Genomic DNA, 18,112 nt, shown 5'->3' with positions numbered 1-18,112 from the left:
CTAACGTCCTCCTGCAAATGAGCGATTAAGTTGTTCTAACATAGGTGAAAGTGATGTATAATTTGGAATCGCTACTGTAAAGCCTGCATAATTCATAGTTAAAGCTGTAGCTTTATAAATATCTTTCTCTAAAATAATTGGAACATCTACTTCAGCTAATTTCAGTCTAAGTTGTAATTCTTCTGCTCTTGTACCCGTTACAATAATTTTTTCTATATTTTGATTACGTAACTTTTCAAAATCCGCATCGTAAATCCAAGATGTATCTCTGCCATCAGCAGCATTATCATTCAGACTGATAACATATACTTTTTTTTCTTTAAGTTGATCTCCGACTGATAGACTCACATTCATGCCAGCAGGATTTTTAGCTAAATTAATCATTGCTTCTTTTTGACCACGCTTAAAGTATTGCATTCGACCATTATTTGAAGTGTATGTTTTAAATCCTTTACGAATTGCATCATTATTTAAGCCTAACTCTTTTAATACTGAATATGCAGCAAGTGCATTAAAAGCATTAAAATCACCAGCAATTTTCATTTCAAAGTGCGCATCGTTCACATCCATATCAATAAATGGTTGCACCTCAAATTGTGAAACTTCATATTTAGGTGTTTCACGCTTAAATCCACATTCACAATGATAATGTCCTAATTGATTATAATGGGTATAATCATAAGTTAATAATCTACCACAATTCGGACAATATTTACTTTCATTCATAGTACTTTGTTCAAATTCATGTGCATGGGCTTTCATTCCGTAATATACAATTGTATCACTCGCTATTTTCAAACGACTTACAAATGGATCATCGGCATTTAAAATTAATTTAATCCCTTTATTACTAATTGATTTTGCAATATTATTAACCATAATATCAATTTCACCAAATCGATCCATTTGGTCACGAAAGAAATTAGTAAATACCATCATTGAAGGTGTAACTTCTTTTAATACTTTTGGAATTGAACCCTCATCAATTTCAATGACCGCTACTTTAATATCTTTTACATTTTTCATGATGAATGCCGAAGTAATTCCAGCAGCCATGTTAGCACCTTCATTATTATGTATAATTTCAATATTATTTGCTTTTAAAGTGTGCCCAATCAAATTGGAAGTTGTTGTTTTACCATTTGTTCCACTGATAAAAACAATATCATCAACTTGTGAAGCTAACTTTCGTAAAATATTTTGATCTACTTTGCGAGCAATTTGACCTGGTAAATCAGTTCCTTTTTTTCCTGCTGCGATACTTATCTTGCGTGCTAGTTTAGCCAAGTGTGTTGCTGTCCATTGTCTCATGTCTTTCCTCCTCGCATAATTCACTCGAGTAATTATATCATGTATCTAAAGTAACAAAAAATATTCTCAATTAAAAGTAACACAATACACTTCTAATTATAACTTTTTCACTTTAAATTCCGTATCTATTTTTTACTCTGTTATCTATAGATTATGAAAAAAGCAATTATTTATATTTAAATCGTACTTTCTGTTAAACTGTGAATAATTCATTTTAAATATTTAGAAAGGAATATAGAATGCTTAAAAATTCATTTATAGCTTTGGATTTTGAAACTGCAAATAAAAAAAGAACAAGTATTTGTTCTGTTGGCATGGTAAAAGTAGTAGATAACGAAATAGTCGAAACGTTTTACACGCTTGTTAATCCTCATGACTATTTTTCGGAAACAAATATTCATGTTCATGGTATTCATCCTGAGGATGTTAAAGGTGCGCCAGATTTTAAAGAAGTCTTTCCATATATGTTGCAATTTATAAATCAATTACCCGTAGTGGCACATAATGCTGCTTTTGATATGGCTGTATTACATCAAAGCTTAAAACATTTAAACATAGCTGTTCCCTCACTTACCTATTTCTGCTCATATCAACTTGCTAGACGTACGATCAAAGCTTATCGATATGGATTAAAACATCTAATGAACCATTACAACTTAAATTTTCATGGCCATCATGATGCCCTGAATGACGCAAAAGCTTGCGCAATGATTACTTATAGATTATTAAAACACTATGATAGCTTACAAAGTGTGCTTCAATTTCATGGTAAAAATTTAAAAGATAGAAATAGATAATTTAAAACATCTTATCTATTTCTATCTTTAAATGAAATCATAAATGGTCATATTTTGATATGTTGATTGCTCTAGATGACCTACTGTAACACCAATTAATCTGATAGGTACATCAGGGTCTTTTAATTCATGATATAAATCATAAGCTATATTATAAATATCAATGTCTTTACTTACCGCTTCTCTCAAACTTCTTTGTTTAGAATAAGTTTCAAAGCGATGCGTTTTAATTTTGACAGTAACTGTTGTGCCAGACTTTTGCAATTGAGTTAATCGTTCAGATGTTTTACGAGAAAGTTCCCATATTTTTTGTAGAATCTCTTTATCATCATTAATATCTGTTGAAAAAGTACGTTCGGTTCCTACTGACTTACGAATCCTACTTACTTTTACTTCACTATCATCAATGCCTCTTGCTTTTTGATAAAGTCCTCGTCCTTTTTTTCCAAACCAGCGAATCAATTCAAATTCCGATTTGCTATATAAATCTTTACCAGTATAAATATCATGTTCATGCATGATTTTTTTAGAAGCTTTTCCAACGCCTGGAAAATCACCTATATCTAAGTTCATTAGTATGTCATGCACATTCTGATAATGAATAACCATCATTCCATTAGGCTTATTCATTCCACTAGCTAATTTAGCTAAATATTTATTATAAGAAACACCAGCAGAAGACGTTAAACCTGTTTTATTGAAGATATCTTTACGTATGTTTGAAGCAATTTTTGATGCTGATCGATGAGGTTTAACTAAATGAGTAATATCTAAATACGCTTCATCTAGTGCTAAAGGTTCTACAATTTCAGTATACTGTTTAAAAATTTCCATTATCTTACTTGAAACTTCACGATATACATCAAATCTTGCTCTAACATAGTACCCATTTGGACATAGTTTATGTGCTTGCGACATAGGCATTGCTGAATGAACACCATATTTACGTGCTTCATATGAAGCGGTTGAAACGACTCCTCGATGACTTGCTTTTCCACCTACAATGACAGGTTTTCCTTGTAATTTAGGATTATCTCTCATTTCTACCTGAGCGTAGAAACAATCCATATCAATATGAACGATTCTCCTTTCTGTCATTGTCTCACTCCTTTTTAAATAAAATAAGCCTCAATACTATTATACTGCACCCTAAAAGAAAACACTTTATAAATGCATTTATAATAATATTAAGACTTATGCAGATGTTTATTCATAGTCATTATTTATAGATATAGGCAAATGATGATACATAAAGATACCTTCATCAGTAGAACGAATATATTTAAATTTGTTAATAATTGTTATACCTGCTAGATATATATCAATCAAACAATATCCGATGTGTATGCTTGATATAAATATAATAGAAGAGTAAGCAAAGTGGTAAAATGAAATCATTAACCCTATTGTAATGATTACTAATGGTGCAAGCATGACTGCACAAAATTGCCATTTATTAAAGTATTTAGATGACAAATAAATGAGCAAAATTCCATTTTTATATTTAAATTGTGGTTTCTGTCCTTTAGAAAAGATAAAAAATAAACATTTATGTATTAATTCGTGAATAATTAATACTCCAATAAAACCAAGTATTCCATAAATGACATTTGTCAAAAAACGTTGTTCAATAATATCAACATAATTAACTGCCCACTTATATGTAAATAAAATTGCAAATAACATCATAACAACTTGAATGGTAAGTAATTTTGATATTTTGATTCGATTGTGTGATAAATCAATTTTGTGCATCTGTCAACCTCCACTCATTTCACTAAAACTCTTTCATAGTATACATGTAGAAGTGTTAGAATGAAAGCGATTATAAATAACTTAAACCCTTTGTAATCTTATTTTAATAAACTTCTCCTCATTTACTTTAATTTAATTACACTGTTTTTCTTTCGAATAAGGCCACAGTTTCAATATGTGTTGTATGTGGAAACATATCGACTGGTGTTATTTCTTTTAAATGATATAGATTAGCTAAAAGTTGAGCATCTCTTTGTTGTGTTGAAGGATTACATGAAATATAGATAATGCGCTTAGGGGCTAACTCTAATAATGTTTCTATAAAGACTTGATCGCATCCTTTTCGTGGAGGATCGACCATGATAACATCAGGTTCTATTCCTTTTTGTTTCCATTCAATTATCACTTCTTCTGCTTTACCACATTCGAACGTTGTATTATCAAAATGATTAATTAAAGCATTTTGCTTGGCATCTTCAATAGCTGATGGCACAATTTCGACACCATATACATGTTTAGCCACTGGTGCCATGTAAAGCCCAATCGTTCCTATACCACAATATGTATCTAAAACAATTTCATTTCCACTTAATTGAGCATAGTCAATAGCTTTCTGATATAATTTTTCTGTTTGAACAGAATTAATTTGATAAAACGATTGATCACTAATTTCAAAAATAGTTTCACTTAACTTATCTGTAATTTTATCTTTTCCATATAAAGTCATCGATTGCTTACCCATTATGACATTTGAATGTGAATTATTAATATTTTGTTTAATACTTGTTATGTCAGGATATACCTCTGTTAGTCTATGTACTAGCGTTTCAGCTTCTTTAAATTTAGAACCATTTGTTACAAATATAATCATAACTTCATTTGTATAATGACTTGTTCGAATGACTACATGACGTAATAACCCTTTTTTATTTTTTTCATTATAAATGCTTACATTCAATTCATTTAACCACTGTTTTATATCATTCATTAGTTCTTGTTGTTTTTCATCTTGAATTAAGCAACTATCCATATCAATGATGTCATGACTTCTTTGACGATAATATCCCATTATCGTTTTATTATTTTTATCTTTACCTACAGGAAGCTGGGATTTATTTCTATACCGCCATGGATGATTCATACCAATAGTATCGTGAATCACTGTTTCCTCTAATTTCGCCTTTTTATGAAATAAATTAACAACTTGTTGTTTTTTCATTTTTAGCTGAGATTCATAAGACATATGTTGTAACTGGCATCCTCCACATTTCTCATAATATATACAAGGAGGTGTTACTCTTTGCTCACTTTGTTTTAGTACTTTTAATAGTTTACCAATAGCAAAGTTTTTCTTTACTTTAATTACCTTAAACTCTACTTCTTCATCAATTAACACATTAGGAACAAAAATAGGATAACGATCTAATTTAATCACACCATGTCCTTCATGCGTTAAATCTATCACTTTTCCTTTTATTACATCATTTTTATTAATCATCACTATTATTTTTTCACTCCATATGAAAAAGAGGTACGTATAACTTCTTACCTTTTCAAACCAGAAATTATAGATAACCTCTTTTTAACTTCTTATTTCATTTTCCCTAATTCGTTTAATTCTTAAATACTTTAATGATTTTCAGATAGCTCATCATTATAAATATCTTTAGGCGTACAAACTTCAATATGCTGTTTTAAATTTAAAAAGTTTGCAGGTAATTTACCACCATATTCTCCATCTACATTTAATTGCATATCTGTAAATGATGAAATATTAATTGATTTTGCTTTTTTATATATTACTTTAGGATGTTTGGTATGTTCACCTCTAGAAGCTAATGTCATGATATGGCCTAATTCAGCTAAGTTTGCTTTCTCAACGATAATTAAAGTATAATACCCATCATCTAACTTAGCATCAGGTACAAGTTTTTCAAAGCCTGCCATTGAATTGGTAAGCCCTAGTAAGAATAATAGTGCTTCTCCTTGGAATACCTCATTATCATATTCAATTCTCAAATCGACTGCCTTCATTTGCGGCAACATTTCGAAACCTTTTATATAATATGCAAAAGGTCCAACAATAGATTTTAAGCGACTAGGTGTTTCATAGGATACTTGCGTGAGCTTACCTCCAGCAGCTAAATTTATAAAATATCGGTTATTCATTTTTCCAATATCTACTTTTGTCGTATGACCTTTAATAATAACATCTACTGCACCCATAATATCATTTGGTAAATGTAAAGCTCGTCCAAAATCATTCACTGTACCCATAGGTATAATACCTAATTTAGGTCTATTGAGTTGTTCAGCAATTCCATTTACAACTTCATTTAAAGTGCCATCACCGCCAGCGGCTATAATAATATCATAGTTTTGTTCAAGTGCACGTTCCGCTTCAAGTGTAGCATCTCCTTCTCGTTCAGTTGCATAAGCACTTGTTTCATAACCTGCACGTTCTAACTTTATTAAAACATCTGGTAAAGTACGTTTAAATAGCTCCTTTCCAGAAGTTGGATTATAAATGATTCTTGCTCGTTTTCTCATAAGTTATCCCTCTACTTTTTATTACATAACACTATATTAAATGATTTATGAATGAGTTAAAAGTATTTATACCCATTCTTTTAAATTTTTGTAGGTATCATTTTGTTGTACAAATGTTGTAAGAAACTAACCGAAGTAAAGAATATTTCATTCTTTTGACACTAGGAACAAACTAAATACTTTGCTTATCTATCCTAATGAAATCCAATATCCTTTTCTCTAGAAATATGAATAAAAAACTGTTCACAATCTCAAACGCTTTGTGAACAGTTTATCTTAAACTTATATTTAATACCTCATATGAGATGAGCTATTATCTTTTATCCAATTCTTGTTTTAATAATTGATTAACTTTTTGAGGATTAGCTTGACCTTTTGAAGCTTTCATAATTTGACCCACTAAGAAGCCCATAGCTTTGCCTTTACCATTTTTATAATCTTCAACAGATTGTGGATTATTATCTAAAGCTTCATTAACAAATTTTAATAGTGTAGCTTCATCTGAGATTTGAACTAAACCTTTATCTTCCATAATTTGTTTAGCATCTCCACCATTTTCAGCTAATTCTGGGAATACTTTTTTGGCAATTTTACTACTCATTGTTCCATCTTCAATAAGCTTAATCATTCCAGCAAGATTTTCAGGAGTTAATTTTGTATCTTCTAAATCTACTTGATTTTTATTAAGATATTCATTAACGCCACCCATCAACCAGTTAGATGTTAGTTTAACATCTGCGCCATGTTCAATCGCACCTTCAAAGAAATCAGACATTTCTTTAGTAAGGGTTAATACATGTGCATCATATTCAGGTAAGCCTAATTCATTAACATATTTAGCTTTACGTTCGTCAGGCAATTCTGGAATGGTTTGTCGCACACGTTCTTTCCACTCATCATCGACATATAAAGGTACAATATCTGGTTCTGGGAAGTAACGATAATCATCAGAACCTTCTTTAACACGCATTAAAATAGTTTTACCAGTTGATTCATCAAAACGACGTGTTTCTTGACCAATCGTACCACCGTTTAATAATTCTTCTTCTTGACGTTTTTCTTCGTATTCTAAACCTTTTCTAACATAGTTAAATGAGTTTAGATTTTTCAATTCAGTTTTAGTACCGAATTCTTTTTGACCGTAAGGACGTAATGAAATATTAGCGTCACAACGTAGTGAACCTTCTTCCATTTTACAATCAGATACACCAGTATATTGGATAATTGAACGTAATTTTTCTAAATAAGCATATGCTTCTTTAGGAGAACGAATATCTGGTTCAGATACAATCTCTATTAATGGTGTACCTTGACGGTTTAAGTCTACTAAAGAGTAACCATCTTTATGAGTTGATTTACCTGCATCTTCTTCCATATGAAGACGAGTAATACCAATACGTTTCGTTTCACCATCAACTTCAATATCAATATATCCATTTTCACCGATTGGTTGATCAAATTGAGAAATTTGATATGCTTTCGGATTATCTGGATAAAAATAGTTTTTGCGATCAAATTTAGAATTTGTAGCAATGTCCATGTTTAGAGCCATTGACGCACGCATCGCCCAATCTACTGCTCTTCTATTTACAACAGGTAAGACACCCGGATAAGCTAAATCAATAACATTAGTGTTTGAGTTAGGTTCAGCCCCAAAATGCGCTGGTGATGGAGAGAACATTTTTGAGTCTGTTTTTAATTCAACGTGAACTTCAAGTCCGATAACTGTTTCAAAATGCATTATTTCCACTCCTTATAATTTTTCGTATGCGTCGTGTAAGTTAAATTGTGTTTCATATTGATATGCCACACGATATAATGTTTTCTCATCAAATGGTTTACCAATAAATTGTAAACCGATTGGACGTCCGTTTGATTGGCCACATGGCACAGAAATGCCAGGTAAACCAGCTAAGTTAACAGGCGTAGTTAATAAGTCATTTGCATACATTGTTAAAGGATCATCAATTTCTTCGCCTAAATTAAACGCTGTTGTTGGAGCTGTAGGTCCTACAACAACATCATAATTTTCGAATACTTTATCGAAGTCATTTTTAATTAATGTTCTAACTTTTTGAGATTTATTATAAAATGCATCATAATAACCAGAACTTAATGCGAATGTACCTAAGAAGATACGACGTTTAACTTCGTCTCCAAAGCCTTCAGAACGAGACATTTTGTATAATTCTTCTAATGTTTGCGCTTCTTTTGAATGGTAGCCATAACGAATACCATCGAAACGTGCTAAGTTTGCAGATGCTTCAGATGATGCAATTACATAATAAGAAGGAATACCATATTTAGTGTTTGGTAATGACACTTCATCAACTTCTGCACCAAGTGACTTTAATGTTTCTACTGCTTGTTTTACAGAGGTTTTTACTTCCTCACTAACACCTTCTCCTAAGTATTCTTTAGGAAGTGCAATTTTAAGACCTTTGATATCTTTACCAATTTCTGAAGTAAAATCAACGTCTTCAACCGGTGCACTTGTAGAGTCATTTTTGTCTGCACCTGCAATTGCTTCTAATACCATCGCATTATCTTTAACATTACGAGTAATTGGCCCAATTTGATCTAATGAAGATGCAAAAGCAACTAAACCAAAACGTGATACACGACCATATGTAGGTTTCATACCTACTACACCACAATATGCAGCTGGTTGTCTGATTGATCCACCAGTATCAGACCCTAAACTAAATGGTACTAGTCCTGCTGCTACTGCTGCAGCTGAACCTCCAGAAGATCCTCCTGGAACTGCTTGATGATCAAATGGATTGACAGTTTTTTTGAAATAAGATGTTTCTGTAGAACCACCCATTGCAAATTCATCCATATTTAATTTGCCGATTAACACTGCATTTTCTTGATGTAATTTATTCATCACTGTTGATTCATAAATCGGTACAAAACCTTCTAACATTTTACTTGCACAAGTTGTTTCGACATCTTTAGTGATAATATTATCTTTAATTCCCATTGGGATTCCAAATAATTTACCTTCAAATTGATCTTTAGCTTGTAACTCATCTAATTCTTTAGCTTTTTTAATTGCATTTTCTTTATCCAAAGCTAAAAATGATTTAATTGTTGGATCTGTTTCTTCAATAGCATCATAAATATCTTTAACTACTTCAGAAGGTTTAATTTTTTTACTCTTAATCATTTCTGAAAGTGTTTCAACAGATTCATAACGAATACTCATCTTAAGCGTCCTCCTCATTCATGATAGCTGGTACTTTAAATTGACCGTCTTCTGTTTCTTTCGCATTTTTTAATGCAAGTTCTTGAGGAATACCCTCGATTGCTTTATCATCACGTAACACATTTTGTAAATCTAAGACATGATATGTTGGTTCCACACCTTCAGTATCTGCTGAATCATTTTGCTTTGCAAAATCTAAGATACTTTCAAGTGTATTAGCCATTTCTTCAGTTTCTTCAGGAGAAATTTGAAGTCTTGCTAAATGTGCTATATGTTCAACTTCTTCGCGTGTAACTTTAGTCATTATTAAAAAAGCCTCCTTATTACTCATTCATCATAAAATTGTATCAAATTTTCAGTTAAAAATCTAAATATTTATTATACTCAGTGTATTAACTATTCTTAGCAAAGTTAAGTATTAAAATAACTTTCTTATGTAACTCATTTATATAGTTATCTATAAATATACATTAATTTCTATTAATAATTTATTAATATTAACGTTATATAATAAAATGAATTATTTTTTATCTATACTATAATTCTCGTTAACACTTATCATTACATTGAAATAGACTGTTATTTATAGATAAAATTTTACTTCTCTAATCTATAAATATCATTGTATAATATTACATGTAACTAATTTAAAAATCGTCACTTCTTTTTTCAGTACAATGTTGTTGAAAAACATAAATTTAAAAGTTTTAAAGGGGGTAATTACAATGTTTGTATTAGGTGCAAATTTAGGTACTCATGCTAACACAAGCTGGCAGACTTATATTATGATTGCAATCTATTTTATTATTCTGCTAGTGATTGGTTACTATGGTTATAAACAGGCAACCGGCAATTTAAGTGAGTATATGTTAGGTGGGAGAAATATAGGCCCATATATTACTGCTTTATCAGCCGGTGCTTCAGATATGAGTGGTTGGATGATTATGGGACTTCCAGGGTCAGTTTATAGCACAGGTTTATCGGCAATATGGATTACGATTGGTTTAACTATTGGTGCCTATGTTAACTATCTAGTTGTTGCACCAAGGCTTAGAGTATATACAGAAGTTGCTGGAGATGCAATTACGCTCCCTGATTTTTTCAAAAATCGTCTTAATGATAAACATAATATCATTAAAATTATTTCTGGTCTTATTATTGTTATTTTTTTCACTTTATATACGCACTCTGGCTTCGTTTCTGGAGGTAAATTATTCGAAAGCGCATTTGGATTAAATTATCATTGGGGACTTATTTCAGTCGCAATTATTGTCATTTTATATACCTTTTTCGGAGGATATTTAGCTGTTTCTATTACTGACTTTTTCCAAGGGGTTATCATGCTTATCGCAATGGTAATGGTACCAATAGTTGCTTTGATACAACTTAGTGGATGGGATACATTCCATCAAGTAGCTGAAATGAAACCAACTAATATGGATTTATTTAGAGGCACTACTTTTTTAGGTATGATTTCATTATTTGCATGGGGATTAGGTTATTTTGGTCAGCCTCATATTATTGTACGATTTATGTCTATTAAATCTCACAAACTTTTACCTAAAGCACGACGCTTAGGAATAAGTTGGATGACTGTAGGTTTACTTGGAGCTGTGGGTGTAGGATTAACTGGAATTGCTTTTATTTCGAAAAATCACATTAAAATGGACGATCCAGAAACATTATTTATTATAATGAGCCAAGTTCTTTTCCATCCTTTAGTAGGAGGATTCTTACTTGCTGCCATTCTAGCTGCTATTATGAGTACAATTTCTTCACAATTATTAGTGACTTCAAGCTCACTTACAGAAGATTTCTATAAGCTCATTCGCGATGAAGAACATGCTCAGTCACATCAAAAAGAATTTGTACTTGTAGGCAGATTATCTGTGTTAGCTGTAGCCATTGTAGCTCTTGCTATTGCTTGGTCTCCTAATGACACCATATTAAACCTAGTCGGAAATGCTTGGGCTGGTTTTGGTGCAGCGTTTAGTCCACTTGTTCTTTTTTCTTTATATTGGAAAAAACTAACACGTGCGGGTGCGATAAGTGGTATGATTGCTGGAGCTCTCGTAGTCATTATTTGGATTGTCTGGGTTAAACCACTTGCTAATATTAATGAACTATTTGGTATGTATGAAATTATACCTGGTTTTATTAGTAGTGTAATCGTTACATACCTTGTTAGCATCTTCACCTATAAATCAAACTATTCTATTGAACAACAGTTAAATCAAGTTAAAACCATTGTTCGCGAAAAATAAATTAATTTATTGAATATTAAAAAGAGGCTGTGACACGACGTGTCACAACCTCTTTTTGATTAATTACTATAAATATGGACTTGTGGGTCTTTATCATCTTTTGTTTTACTAATAAGTGCTCTTGAATTGTTACCATCTTTTATACGAATTTCGTAACTATCTATATTATCAAAATATTTCTTAGCTTGTTCTGTTACATATTGTGTAATTCCTATTGTTTCAGCTTGACCATAGTAATCGATTGGCAAATCAATCACTAGTTTATTAGGTTTCTTATCTACAAATTTCACTTTTCCAATTGCTTGAGTAAAATTAGAGAAATAAGATTGAAGATCATCATTAAATTGCTTAAAATTATTATTTAGATTTTTGTCATATTTTTCTGCTTCTGTTGAAGGTAAAAGTGCTGAAATCTCATCAATTTTATTCCATTTATTAATTTTAGTTTGTTTGTCATCAACAGTAGTATTAGCAATAAAGTGTCCTGGCGTAATTGCATCTTGACTCGATTGAACATATATTGCAAAGTGAATTGGAATATTTTTCAAATCTTTATTTGCTCTAAGGCGTGTAAGTAACTCTTGAGCCATTGCTTTACCTTGTTTTTCAATTTCTTTATTATCTAGCGATTTGCTATATGTTTCTCCATCTTTTTCTTTTTGATAATAATAGACACTATTCATAGCAAGACCAATTGTTATGCCTTTAATTGTTTTTCCTTTTGTATCATTTGTATCATAAAAATCTTGTTCTAAGATATTAGATAAATAAGCAGGAGAACTTTCTGCTATTTTTTCTGGTTTAGTTTCTCCATCATGTGATGGATTAAGACCTAAATTTTCAGTAGCTTTTTTTGATTCCTTTTCACTTTCACTCATATTATCAATTTCGTCTTTAGAATACTTGGGATTTAAATATGCGTTAACTGTATTTTTGTCTAAATACTGCCCATCTTGATATAAAAAATTATCAGTTGGAAATACAGACTTACTTAGATGTAATAAACCATTTTCGAAATCTTCACCGTTATAGCTATTAGCCATATTATCTTGTAATACTCCACGAGCTTGGCTTTCTTTAAATGGTAAGATTGTACGATAATTATCTCCTTGAACTTCTTGATCAGTGGCAACTGTTTTTACATTATTTGAATTTTGTTCTTGTTGCTTATTATTTGACTGACTATTTTTATCATTCCCATTGCCACACGCTGTCAATATCATAAGCGACGTTATAACTAATAATAATAACCGCTTCATTACGTTCTCCTCTATTCTGATATTTCATTTTGTTTTTCAATAAATTGTGATTCGGACCATATTTCTGTATCAAATTGTTCAGCTTTAGACAATTTTGAGCCAGCATCTTCACTAGCTATTACTAAATCTGTACTTTTAGTTACACTACTTGTTACTTTAGCACCTTGCATTTCTAACCATGTTGTTGCTTCTTTACGTGTCATTTGTTGTAATTTTCCAGTAAGAACAATAGTCTTATTTTGAAATTCTGGATGTCCTTCAATTTCAGAGGATTTAACACCTTTATATGTCATGTTGACATTTTTATCTTTTAATTTTTCAATAAGTGCTTTAATATCCTCATTATCTAGATACGTTACTACAGATTGTGCTAATTTATCTCCAATATCATGAATCGCTATCAGTTCTTCTTCTGTCACTTTAAGTAAACGATCCATGGTTTCAAATTTCTCTGCTAAAATTTGACTTGCTTTGGCGCCAAGATGTCGTATACCTAAACCAAATAATAAATGTTCTAAAGAATTTTGTTTTGCATGTTCAATAGCGCTTAATAAGTTTTCTACTTTTTTTGTACCCATTCGTTCTAAAGGCAATAAATCTTCTTTATTTAAATAGAAAATGTCACCTACATCTTTAATAAGTTGATGATGATACAGTTGCTGAATAATTTTATTTCCTAGTCCGTCTATATTCATCGCTTGTCGAGAAACAAAATGAATCAATCCTTCCACAAGTTGAGCTTGGCATTTTGGATTGATACATCTAAGCGCAACCTCTCCTTCAATACGCACTAATTCATGACCACAACTTGGACAATGCGTTGGCATACGGTATGGTTTTGCATCATTTGGACGACGGTCAATAATACTTCTTACGACTTCAGGAATAATATCTCCAGCTTTTTTCACTATAACGCTATCACCGATTCTAATATCACGTTCTTTAATCAAATCTTCATTATGAAGCGATGCTCTTGAAACTGTAGTACCCGCAACACGAATAGGTTCTAAAATGGCTGTCGGTGTAACGACGCCAGTACGTCCTATACTTAATTCAATATCTTTAAGTTCTGTGACAACTTCTTCGGCTGGAAACTTATAAGCTATTGCCCAACGTGGAGATTTTTGAGTAAATCCCATTTCGTCTTGTTGATCAAGATCATTCACTTTAATAACAATTCCATCAATATCATAAGATAACTGTTCACGTTGTTTAGTCCACTTTTTAATATATTCTAGTACACCCTCTATATCTTCTACGCGTGCACGTTCATGATTAGTTTTAAAACCTAAACGATCTAATTCATCTAATGCATCACTTTGAGTAGTAGCGTTAAAATCTGTAAAATCATTTACACTATATAAAAAGACACTTAGTTTACGTTTAGCAGCTAATTTAGGATCTAATTGTCTTAAAGAACCTGCTGCTGCATTACGTGGATTAGCAAATGGTTGTTCTTCATTTTTTTCTCTCTCATCATTCAATCTCATAAAGGAACGACGTGGCATATATGCTTCTCCACGAACTTCGACATTTAAAGGTTCTTTAATTTTAAGAGGAATCGCATGAATAGTACGTAGATTTTCTGTAATATCTTCTCCTGTGGTACCATCTCCTCGCGTTAATCCCTGCACAAATCGTCCATCTTCATACTTTAAAGAAACTGCTAAACCATCAATTTTTAGCTCACACATATATTCCACTTTACCAATATGTTCTCGAATACGTTCATCAAAACGTCTTAATTCTTCTTCATTAAAAGCATTACCTAAACTAAGCATAGGTGTTTCGTGATTTACTTTTTCAAATGATGATTGAGCTTCTCCACCAACCCTAACTGTTGGAGAATCGTCAGTTTTTAGTTCAGGATGTGCATTTTCAATGTCAATTAATTCACGTAATAATTTGTCATATTCACTATCAGGTACAGATGGATTATCTTTTACATAATATTCGTAACTATATTGATTTAATAAATCATGCAGTTCATTGACACGATTTTGAATGTTATCCATTTACTAATCCTCCTTTTTTTCGATAGGCGCAAATTGAGCTAATAAACGCTTAGGACCTTCAGATTTAAATATAATATCTAATTCAACAGAGCCATTTTTTTCACTTACATTACTCACCATACCTTCGCCCCATGATTTATGTGTCACTTTATCTCCTACCTTCCAATCTGAAGCAGATACTTGTTTTTTAGTAGAAGTCGTACGTTTACTAAAACCACGTTTTGACGGTGTCGTTGACTTAGAAGTGATTGTTTGTCGTTTTGATTTTGCTGGTGTTTCTAATAATTCTTCAGGTATTTCTTTTAAGAAGCGTGATGGTAGATTTGCTTGTGAACGTCCAAATAACATACGAGAAGTTGCATGTGTAATATATAACACTTCTTCTGCACGTGTGATGGCTACATAACAAATTCGTCTTTCTTCTTCCATCTCATGTTCGTCATCACTTTTAATTGCTCTAATATGAGGGAAAAGTGATTCTTCCATACCCATTAAGAATACAATTGGGAACTCTAATCCCTTTGCAGAATGCATGGTCATTAACGTTACACCACTATCAATTTGTGCTTCATCAATATCTGCGACAAGTGATAAATCAGTTAAAAAGTTAATCAATGATTGTTCTTCTAAAGGTGTATCTTTTTCATAGTCTTTAGGTACAGACATAAATTCATCAATATTTTCAAGACGACTACGTGATTCAATTGTTTGTTCATGTTCTAACATTTGACGATATCCTGATTTTTCAAGTATTTCCTCAACAATCTCACTAATTTCTAAAAATTCTTGTTCTTTAATTAAGTTTTGAACCATTTCATAAAATTGTATACATTCTTGAGTCACTTTTTTAGAGAGCCCTATAAAATCCACTTCTCCTAATACATCAAACATACTAATATTGTTATCTAGTGCATATCGTTGAATTTTATCAACTGATGATGGTCCTATCCCTCTTTTAGGAACATTAATAATTCTTTGAAGACTAATATCATCATTACTATTTGCTACTATTCTTAAATAACTTAATAGATCTTTGATTTCTTTACGATCATAGAACTTTTGGCCTCCAACCATCGTATAAGGAATATTTGATTTCATAAATGTTTCTTCTAACACACGTGATTGTGCATTTGTTCGATACAAAATTGCCATATCATTATAGTCTTTTCCAGACTTACGATGTTTAATAATTTCACGAACTACATATTCTGCTTCGTCACGTTCAGTCATCGCTTCATAATATTTAATCTTTTCTCCACCATTATTTGCGGTCCATAACCCTTTAGGCTTCCGTTCAGTATTATGTTTAATCACTTCATTTGCAGCTGTTAAAATGGTTTTTGTTGATCGATAATTTTGTTCTAGGAAAATGGTCTTTGCTTCAGGATAGTCTTCCTCGAAAGATAATATATTTTGAATATCTGCACCACGCCATCCATATATTGATTGATCAGAATCACCTACAACACATAAATTTTTAAATTTACTTGCAAGTAATTTAACAAGTGTATATTGTGCTTTATTTGTATCTTGATACTCATCTACATGGATGTATTGAAATTTATTTTGATAGTATTCTAATGCATCTGGTACACGTTCAAATAAACGAATCGTTTTCATAATTAAATCATCAAAATCCAATGCTTCATTTCTAGACAGTTGACGTTGGTATCCACTATATACTGTTGCAACCATTTGTGAATGAAAATCATTTGCTTCTTTCATCGCATCTTCGGGCGTTTTCAATTCATTTTTTAAATTACTGATGGCACCAATAAACATTCTCGGTTCAAAACGTTTACTATCAATATTTTCATTTTTAAGTACATCTTTAATTACAGATTTTTGATCAGTTGGGTCAATAATGGTAAAGTTGCGTTCAATGCCAATACGATCTGCATCTCTTCTTAAAATCTTTACACACATTGAATGGAATGTTGACATCCAAATCACTTGAGCTTCTTCACCAACCAAGTGTTCCACACGCTCTTTCATTTCTTTTGCAGCTTTATTAGTAAAGGTAATAGCTAAAATGTTATACGGAGACACATCTTTTTCATCTAATAAGTAGGCTATGCGATGTGTTAACACCCTTGTTTTACCTGAACCTGCGCCAGCCATGATAAGCAGAGGACCTTCTGTCGTTCTAACTGCTTCACTTTGTTCTTTATTCATATTACTTACTAGAGCATTCATTATTTCGACTCCTTCTTTATTTTTACAGTTTTTAAAGCTTTTTTAATATCTGAGTATATAATATTACCTACAATAATTGTATCGGCATAGTTTTTCATTTCTTTAGCTTCAGTTAAAGAACTAATACCGCCACCATAAAATAATTGTGTATGGGTTAACATTTGGGAAGCGGCTTTTACAATATCTTTATCTCCATATGTACCACTATATTCTAAATACAAAATTGGCAACTTATACATTTCTTCAACGAGTTGAGCATAAGCTTCAATATCTTCAACATCTAACTGAGTATTTGATTGCGTAAGTTTGGCTACTTTACTATCTGGATTAAGAACGACATACCCTTCAAGCATCACTTCTTCAAAATTAATCATATGACCATATTGTTTTAATGCTTTATGAAGCAAACCATTATGATACGTCACATCATTACTATTTAATATTGAAGGTATAAAATAAAAGTCAAAGCCAGGCATTACGCTATCTAAATTTGAAACCTCTAGCACTAAAGGTAATGGATATCTTCTAACTCTACTCATAAGATGAATGACATTATCTTCAGTTACATCGTCTGTCCCACCAATCATGATGGCATCAGTATCTGACATACATAAGGCTTCTAAATTTTCGTCGCTAATCTCTTTGGCAGGATCAAGTTTAAATACATGCTGCCACTTTCTAATGTCATACATTATCCATAACTCCTTCTTTTAACATACACTAAATTATAGCATTTTTACCTTTGCAATTCTAA

General features: G+C 31.6%; 14 protein-coding genes. 2 read left to right on the top strand and 12 right to left on the bottom strand.

All coding sequences use genetic code 11. From position 1 onward, the window contains the following. A complete protein-coding gene (locus MHI13_RS04380; RefSeq protein WP_049415628.1) occupies positions 1 to 1,311 on the bottom strand; it encodes a Mur ligase family protein in 1,311 nt (436 codons plus the stop codon). A gap of 239 nt (positions 1,312 to 1,550) precedes the next feature. On the opposite strand from MHI13_RS04380, the gene MHI13_RS04375 reads away from it, so the two are divergent. Further along, complete coding sequence (locus MHI13_RS04375) at positions 1,551 to 2,108, top strand: 3'-5' exonuclease (protein WP_070547972.1); 558 nt, start codon at positions 1,551 to 1,553, stop codon at positions 2,106 to 2,108. 27 nt (positions 2,109 to 2,135) lie between these two features. On the opposite strand, the gene dinB is transcribed toward MHI13_RS04375, so the two are convergent. From dinB to gatC, 7 genes are all read right to left on the bottom strand, one after another. Continuing rightward, positions 2,136 to 3,206: a DNA polymerase IV gene (gene dinB / locus MHI13_RS04370; protein ID WP_049382581.1), complete on the bottom strand. Its 1,071-nt coding sequence runs from the start codon at positions 3,204 to 3,206 to the stop codon at positions 2,136 to 2,138. A 108-nt stretch (positions 3,207 to 3,314) separates the two neighbouring features. Continuing rightward, the gene (locus MHI13_RS04365; protein WP_017175237.1) at positions 3,315 to 3,863 is read right to left on the bottom strand and encodes a DUF3267 domain-containing protein; all 549 of its coding nucleotides are present in this window, start codon (positions 3,861 to 3,863) and stop codon (positions 3,315 to 3,317) included. 136 nt (positions 3,864 to 3,999) lie between these two features. After that, positions 4,000 to 5,361: a 23S rRNA (uracil(1939)-C(5))-methyltransferase RlmD gene (gene rlmD, locus MHI13_RS04360; protein ID WP_049415642.1), complete on the bottom strand. Its 1,362-nt coding sequence runs from the start codon at positions 5,359 to 5,361 to the stop codon at positions 4,000 to 4,002. Positions 5,362 to 5,492: 131 nt separating this feature from the next. Then, entirely contained in the window at positions 5,493 to 6,413 is a 921-nt protein-coding gene (locus MHI13_RS04355; RefSeq protein ID WP_070547970.1) for a diacylglycerol kinase, read from the bottom strand. 313 nt (positions 6,414 to 6,726) lie between these two features. Beyond that, entirely contained in the window at positions 6,727 to 8,154 is a 1,428-nt protein-coding gene (gene gatB, locus MHI13_RS04350; protein ID WP_017175240.1) for an Asp-tRNA(Asn)/Glu-tRNA(Gln) amidotransferase subunit GatB, read from the bottom strand. 12 nt (positions 8,155 to 8,166) lie between these two features. Next, complete coding sequence (gene gatA, locus MHI13_RS04345) at positions 8,167 to 9,624, bottom strand: Asp-tRNA(Asn)/Glu-tRNA(Gln) amidotransferase subunit GatA (protein ID WP_048761656.1); 1,458 nt, start codon at positions 9,622 to 9,624, stop codon at positions 8,167 to 8,169. 1 nt (position 9,625) lies between these two features. After that, the gene (gatC, locus tag MHI13_RS04340) at positions 9,626 to 9,928 is read right to left on the bottom strand and encodes an Asp-tRNA(Asn)/Glu-tRNA(Gln) amidotransferase subunit GatC (protein ID WP_002450027.1); all 303 of its coding nucleotides are present in this window, start codon (positions 9,926 to 9,928) and stop codon (positions 9,626 to 9,628) included. Positions 9,929 to 10,349: 421 nt separating this feature from the next. On the opposite strand from gatC, the gene putP reads away from it, so the two are divergent. Next, the gene (gene putP / locus MHI13_RS04335) at positions 10,350 to 11,888 is read left to right on the top strand and encodes a sodium/proline symporter PutP (protein WP_070547968.1); all 1,539 of its coding nucleotides are present in this window, start codon (positions 10,350 to 10,352) and stop codon (positions 11,886 to 11,888) included. 59 nt (positions 11,889 to 11,947) lie between these two features. Here putP and MHI13_RS04330 read toward each other — a convergent pair whose 3' ends face one another. From MHI13_RS04330 to MHI13_RS04315, 4 genes are read right to left on the bottom strand one after another with little or no spacing between them, the layout of a single operon-like run. Continuing rightward, on the bottom strand, positions 11,948 to 13,147 hold the full coding sequence (locus MHI13_RS04330) for a CamS family sex pheromone protein (RefSeq protein ID WP_017175243.1): 1,200 nt from the start codon (positions 13,145 to 13,147) through the stop codon (positions 11,948 to 11,950). Between the two features lie 11 nt (positions 13,148 to 13,158). Next, complete coding sequence (gene ligA, locus MHI13_RS04325; RefSeq protein WP_340761025.1) at positions 13,159 to 15,162, bottom strand: NAD-dependent DNA ligase LigA; 2,004 nt, start codon at positions 15,160 to 15,162, stop codon at positions 13,159 to 13,161. A 3-nt stretch (positions 15,163 to 15,165) separates the two neighbouring features. Then, complete coding sequence (gene pcrA / locus MHI13_RS04320) at positions 15,166 to 17,358, bottom strand: DNA helicase PcrA (RefSeq protein ID WP_145423136.1); 2,193 nt, start codon at positions 17,356 to 17,358, stop codon at positions 15,166 to 15,168. Continuing rightward, positions 17,358 to 18,050: a heptaprenylglyceryl phosphate synthase gene (locus MHI13_RS04315; protein ID WP_017175246.1), complete on the bottom strand. Its 693-nt coding sequence runs from the start codon at positions 18,048 to 18,050 to the stop codon at positions 17,358 to 17,360. Before MHI13_RS04315 ends, pcrA begins: the two co-directional genes overlap by 1 nt. Positions 18,051 to 18,112 lie beyond the last annotated feature (62 nt).

The sequence above is a fragment of the Staphylococcus sp. FSL K6-0223 genome, assembly GCF_038008285.1.
The sequence above is the reverse complement of the archived record's forward strand: the minus strand, read 5'-3'. Positions and strand labels throughout refer to the sequence as shown.

Coding starts and splice junctions, on each gene's coding strand:
- MHI13_RS04330 (WP_017175243.1), bottom strand. CDS start 13,147: ATGAAGCGGTTATTATTATTAGTTATAACGTCGCTTATGATATTGACA.
- rlmD (WP_049415642.1), bottom strand. CDS start 5,361: ATGATTAATAAAAATGATGTAATAAAAGGAAAAGTGATAGATTTAACG.
- MHI13_RS04315 (WP_017175246.1), bottom strand. CDS start 18,050: ATGTATGACATTAGAAAGTGGCAGCATGTATTTAAACTTGATCCTGCC.
- pcrA (WP_145423136.1), bottom strand. CDS start 17,358: ATGAATGCTCTAGTAAGTAATATGAATAAAGAACAAAGTGAAGCAGTT.
- dinB (WP_049382581.1), bottom strand. CDS start 3,206: ATGACAGAAAGGAGAATCGTTCATATTGATATGGATTGTTTCTACGCT.
- ligA (WP_340761025.1), bottom strand. CDS start 15,162: ATGGATAACATTCAAAATCGTGTCAATGAACTGCATGATTTATTAAAT.
- gatB (WP_017175240.1), bottom strand. CDS start 8,154: ATGCATTTTGAAACAGTTATCGGACTTGAAGTTCACGTTGAATTAAAA.
- MHI13_RS04355 (WP_070547970.1), bottom strand. CDS start 6,413: ATGAGAAAACGAGCAAGAATCATTTATAATCCAACTTCTGGAAAGGAG.
- MHI13_RS04380 (WP_049415628.1), bottom strand. CDS start 1,311: ATGAGACAATGGACAGCAACACACTTGGCTAAACTAGCACGCAAGATA.
- MHI13_RS04365 (WP_017175237.1), bottom strand. CDS start 3,863: ATGCACAAAATTGATTTATCACACAATCGAATCAAAATATCAAAATTA.
- MHI13_RS04375 (WP_070547972.1), top strand. CDS start 1,551: ATGCTTAAAAATTCATTTATAGCTTTGGATTTTGAAACTGCAAATAAA.
- gatA (WP_048761656.1), bottom strand. CDS start 9,624: ATGAGTATTCGTTATGAATCTGTTGAAACACTTTCAGAAATGATTAAG.
- putP (WP_070547968.1), top strand. CDS start 10,350: ATGTTTGTATTAGGTGCAAATTTAGGTACTCATGCTAACACAAGCTGG.
- gatC (WP_002450027.1), bottom strand. CDS start 9,928: ATGACTAAAGTTACACGCGAAGAAGTTGAACATATAGCACATTTAGCA.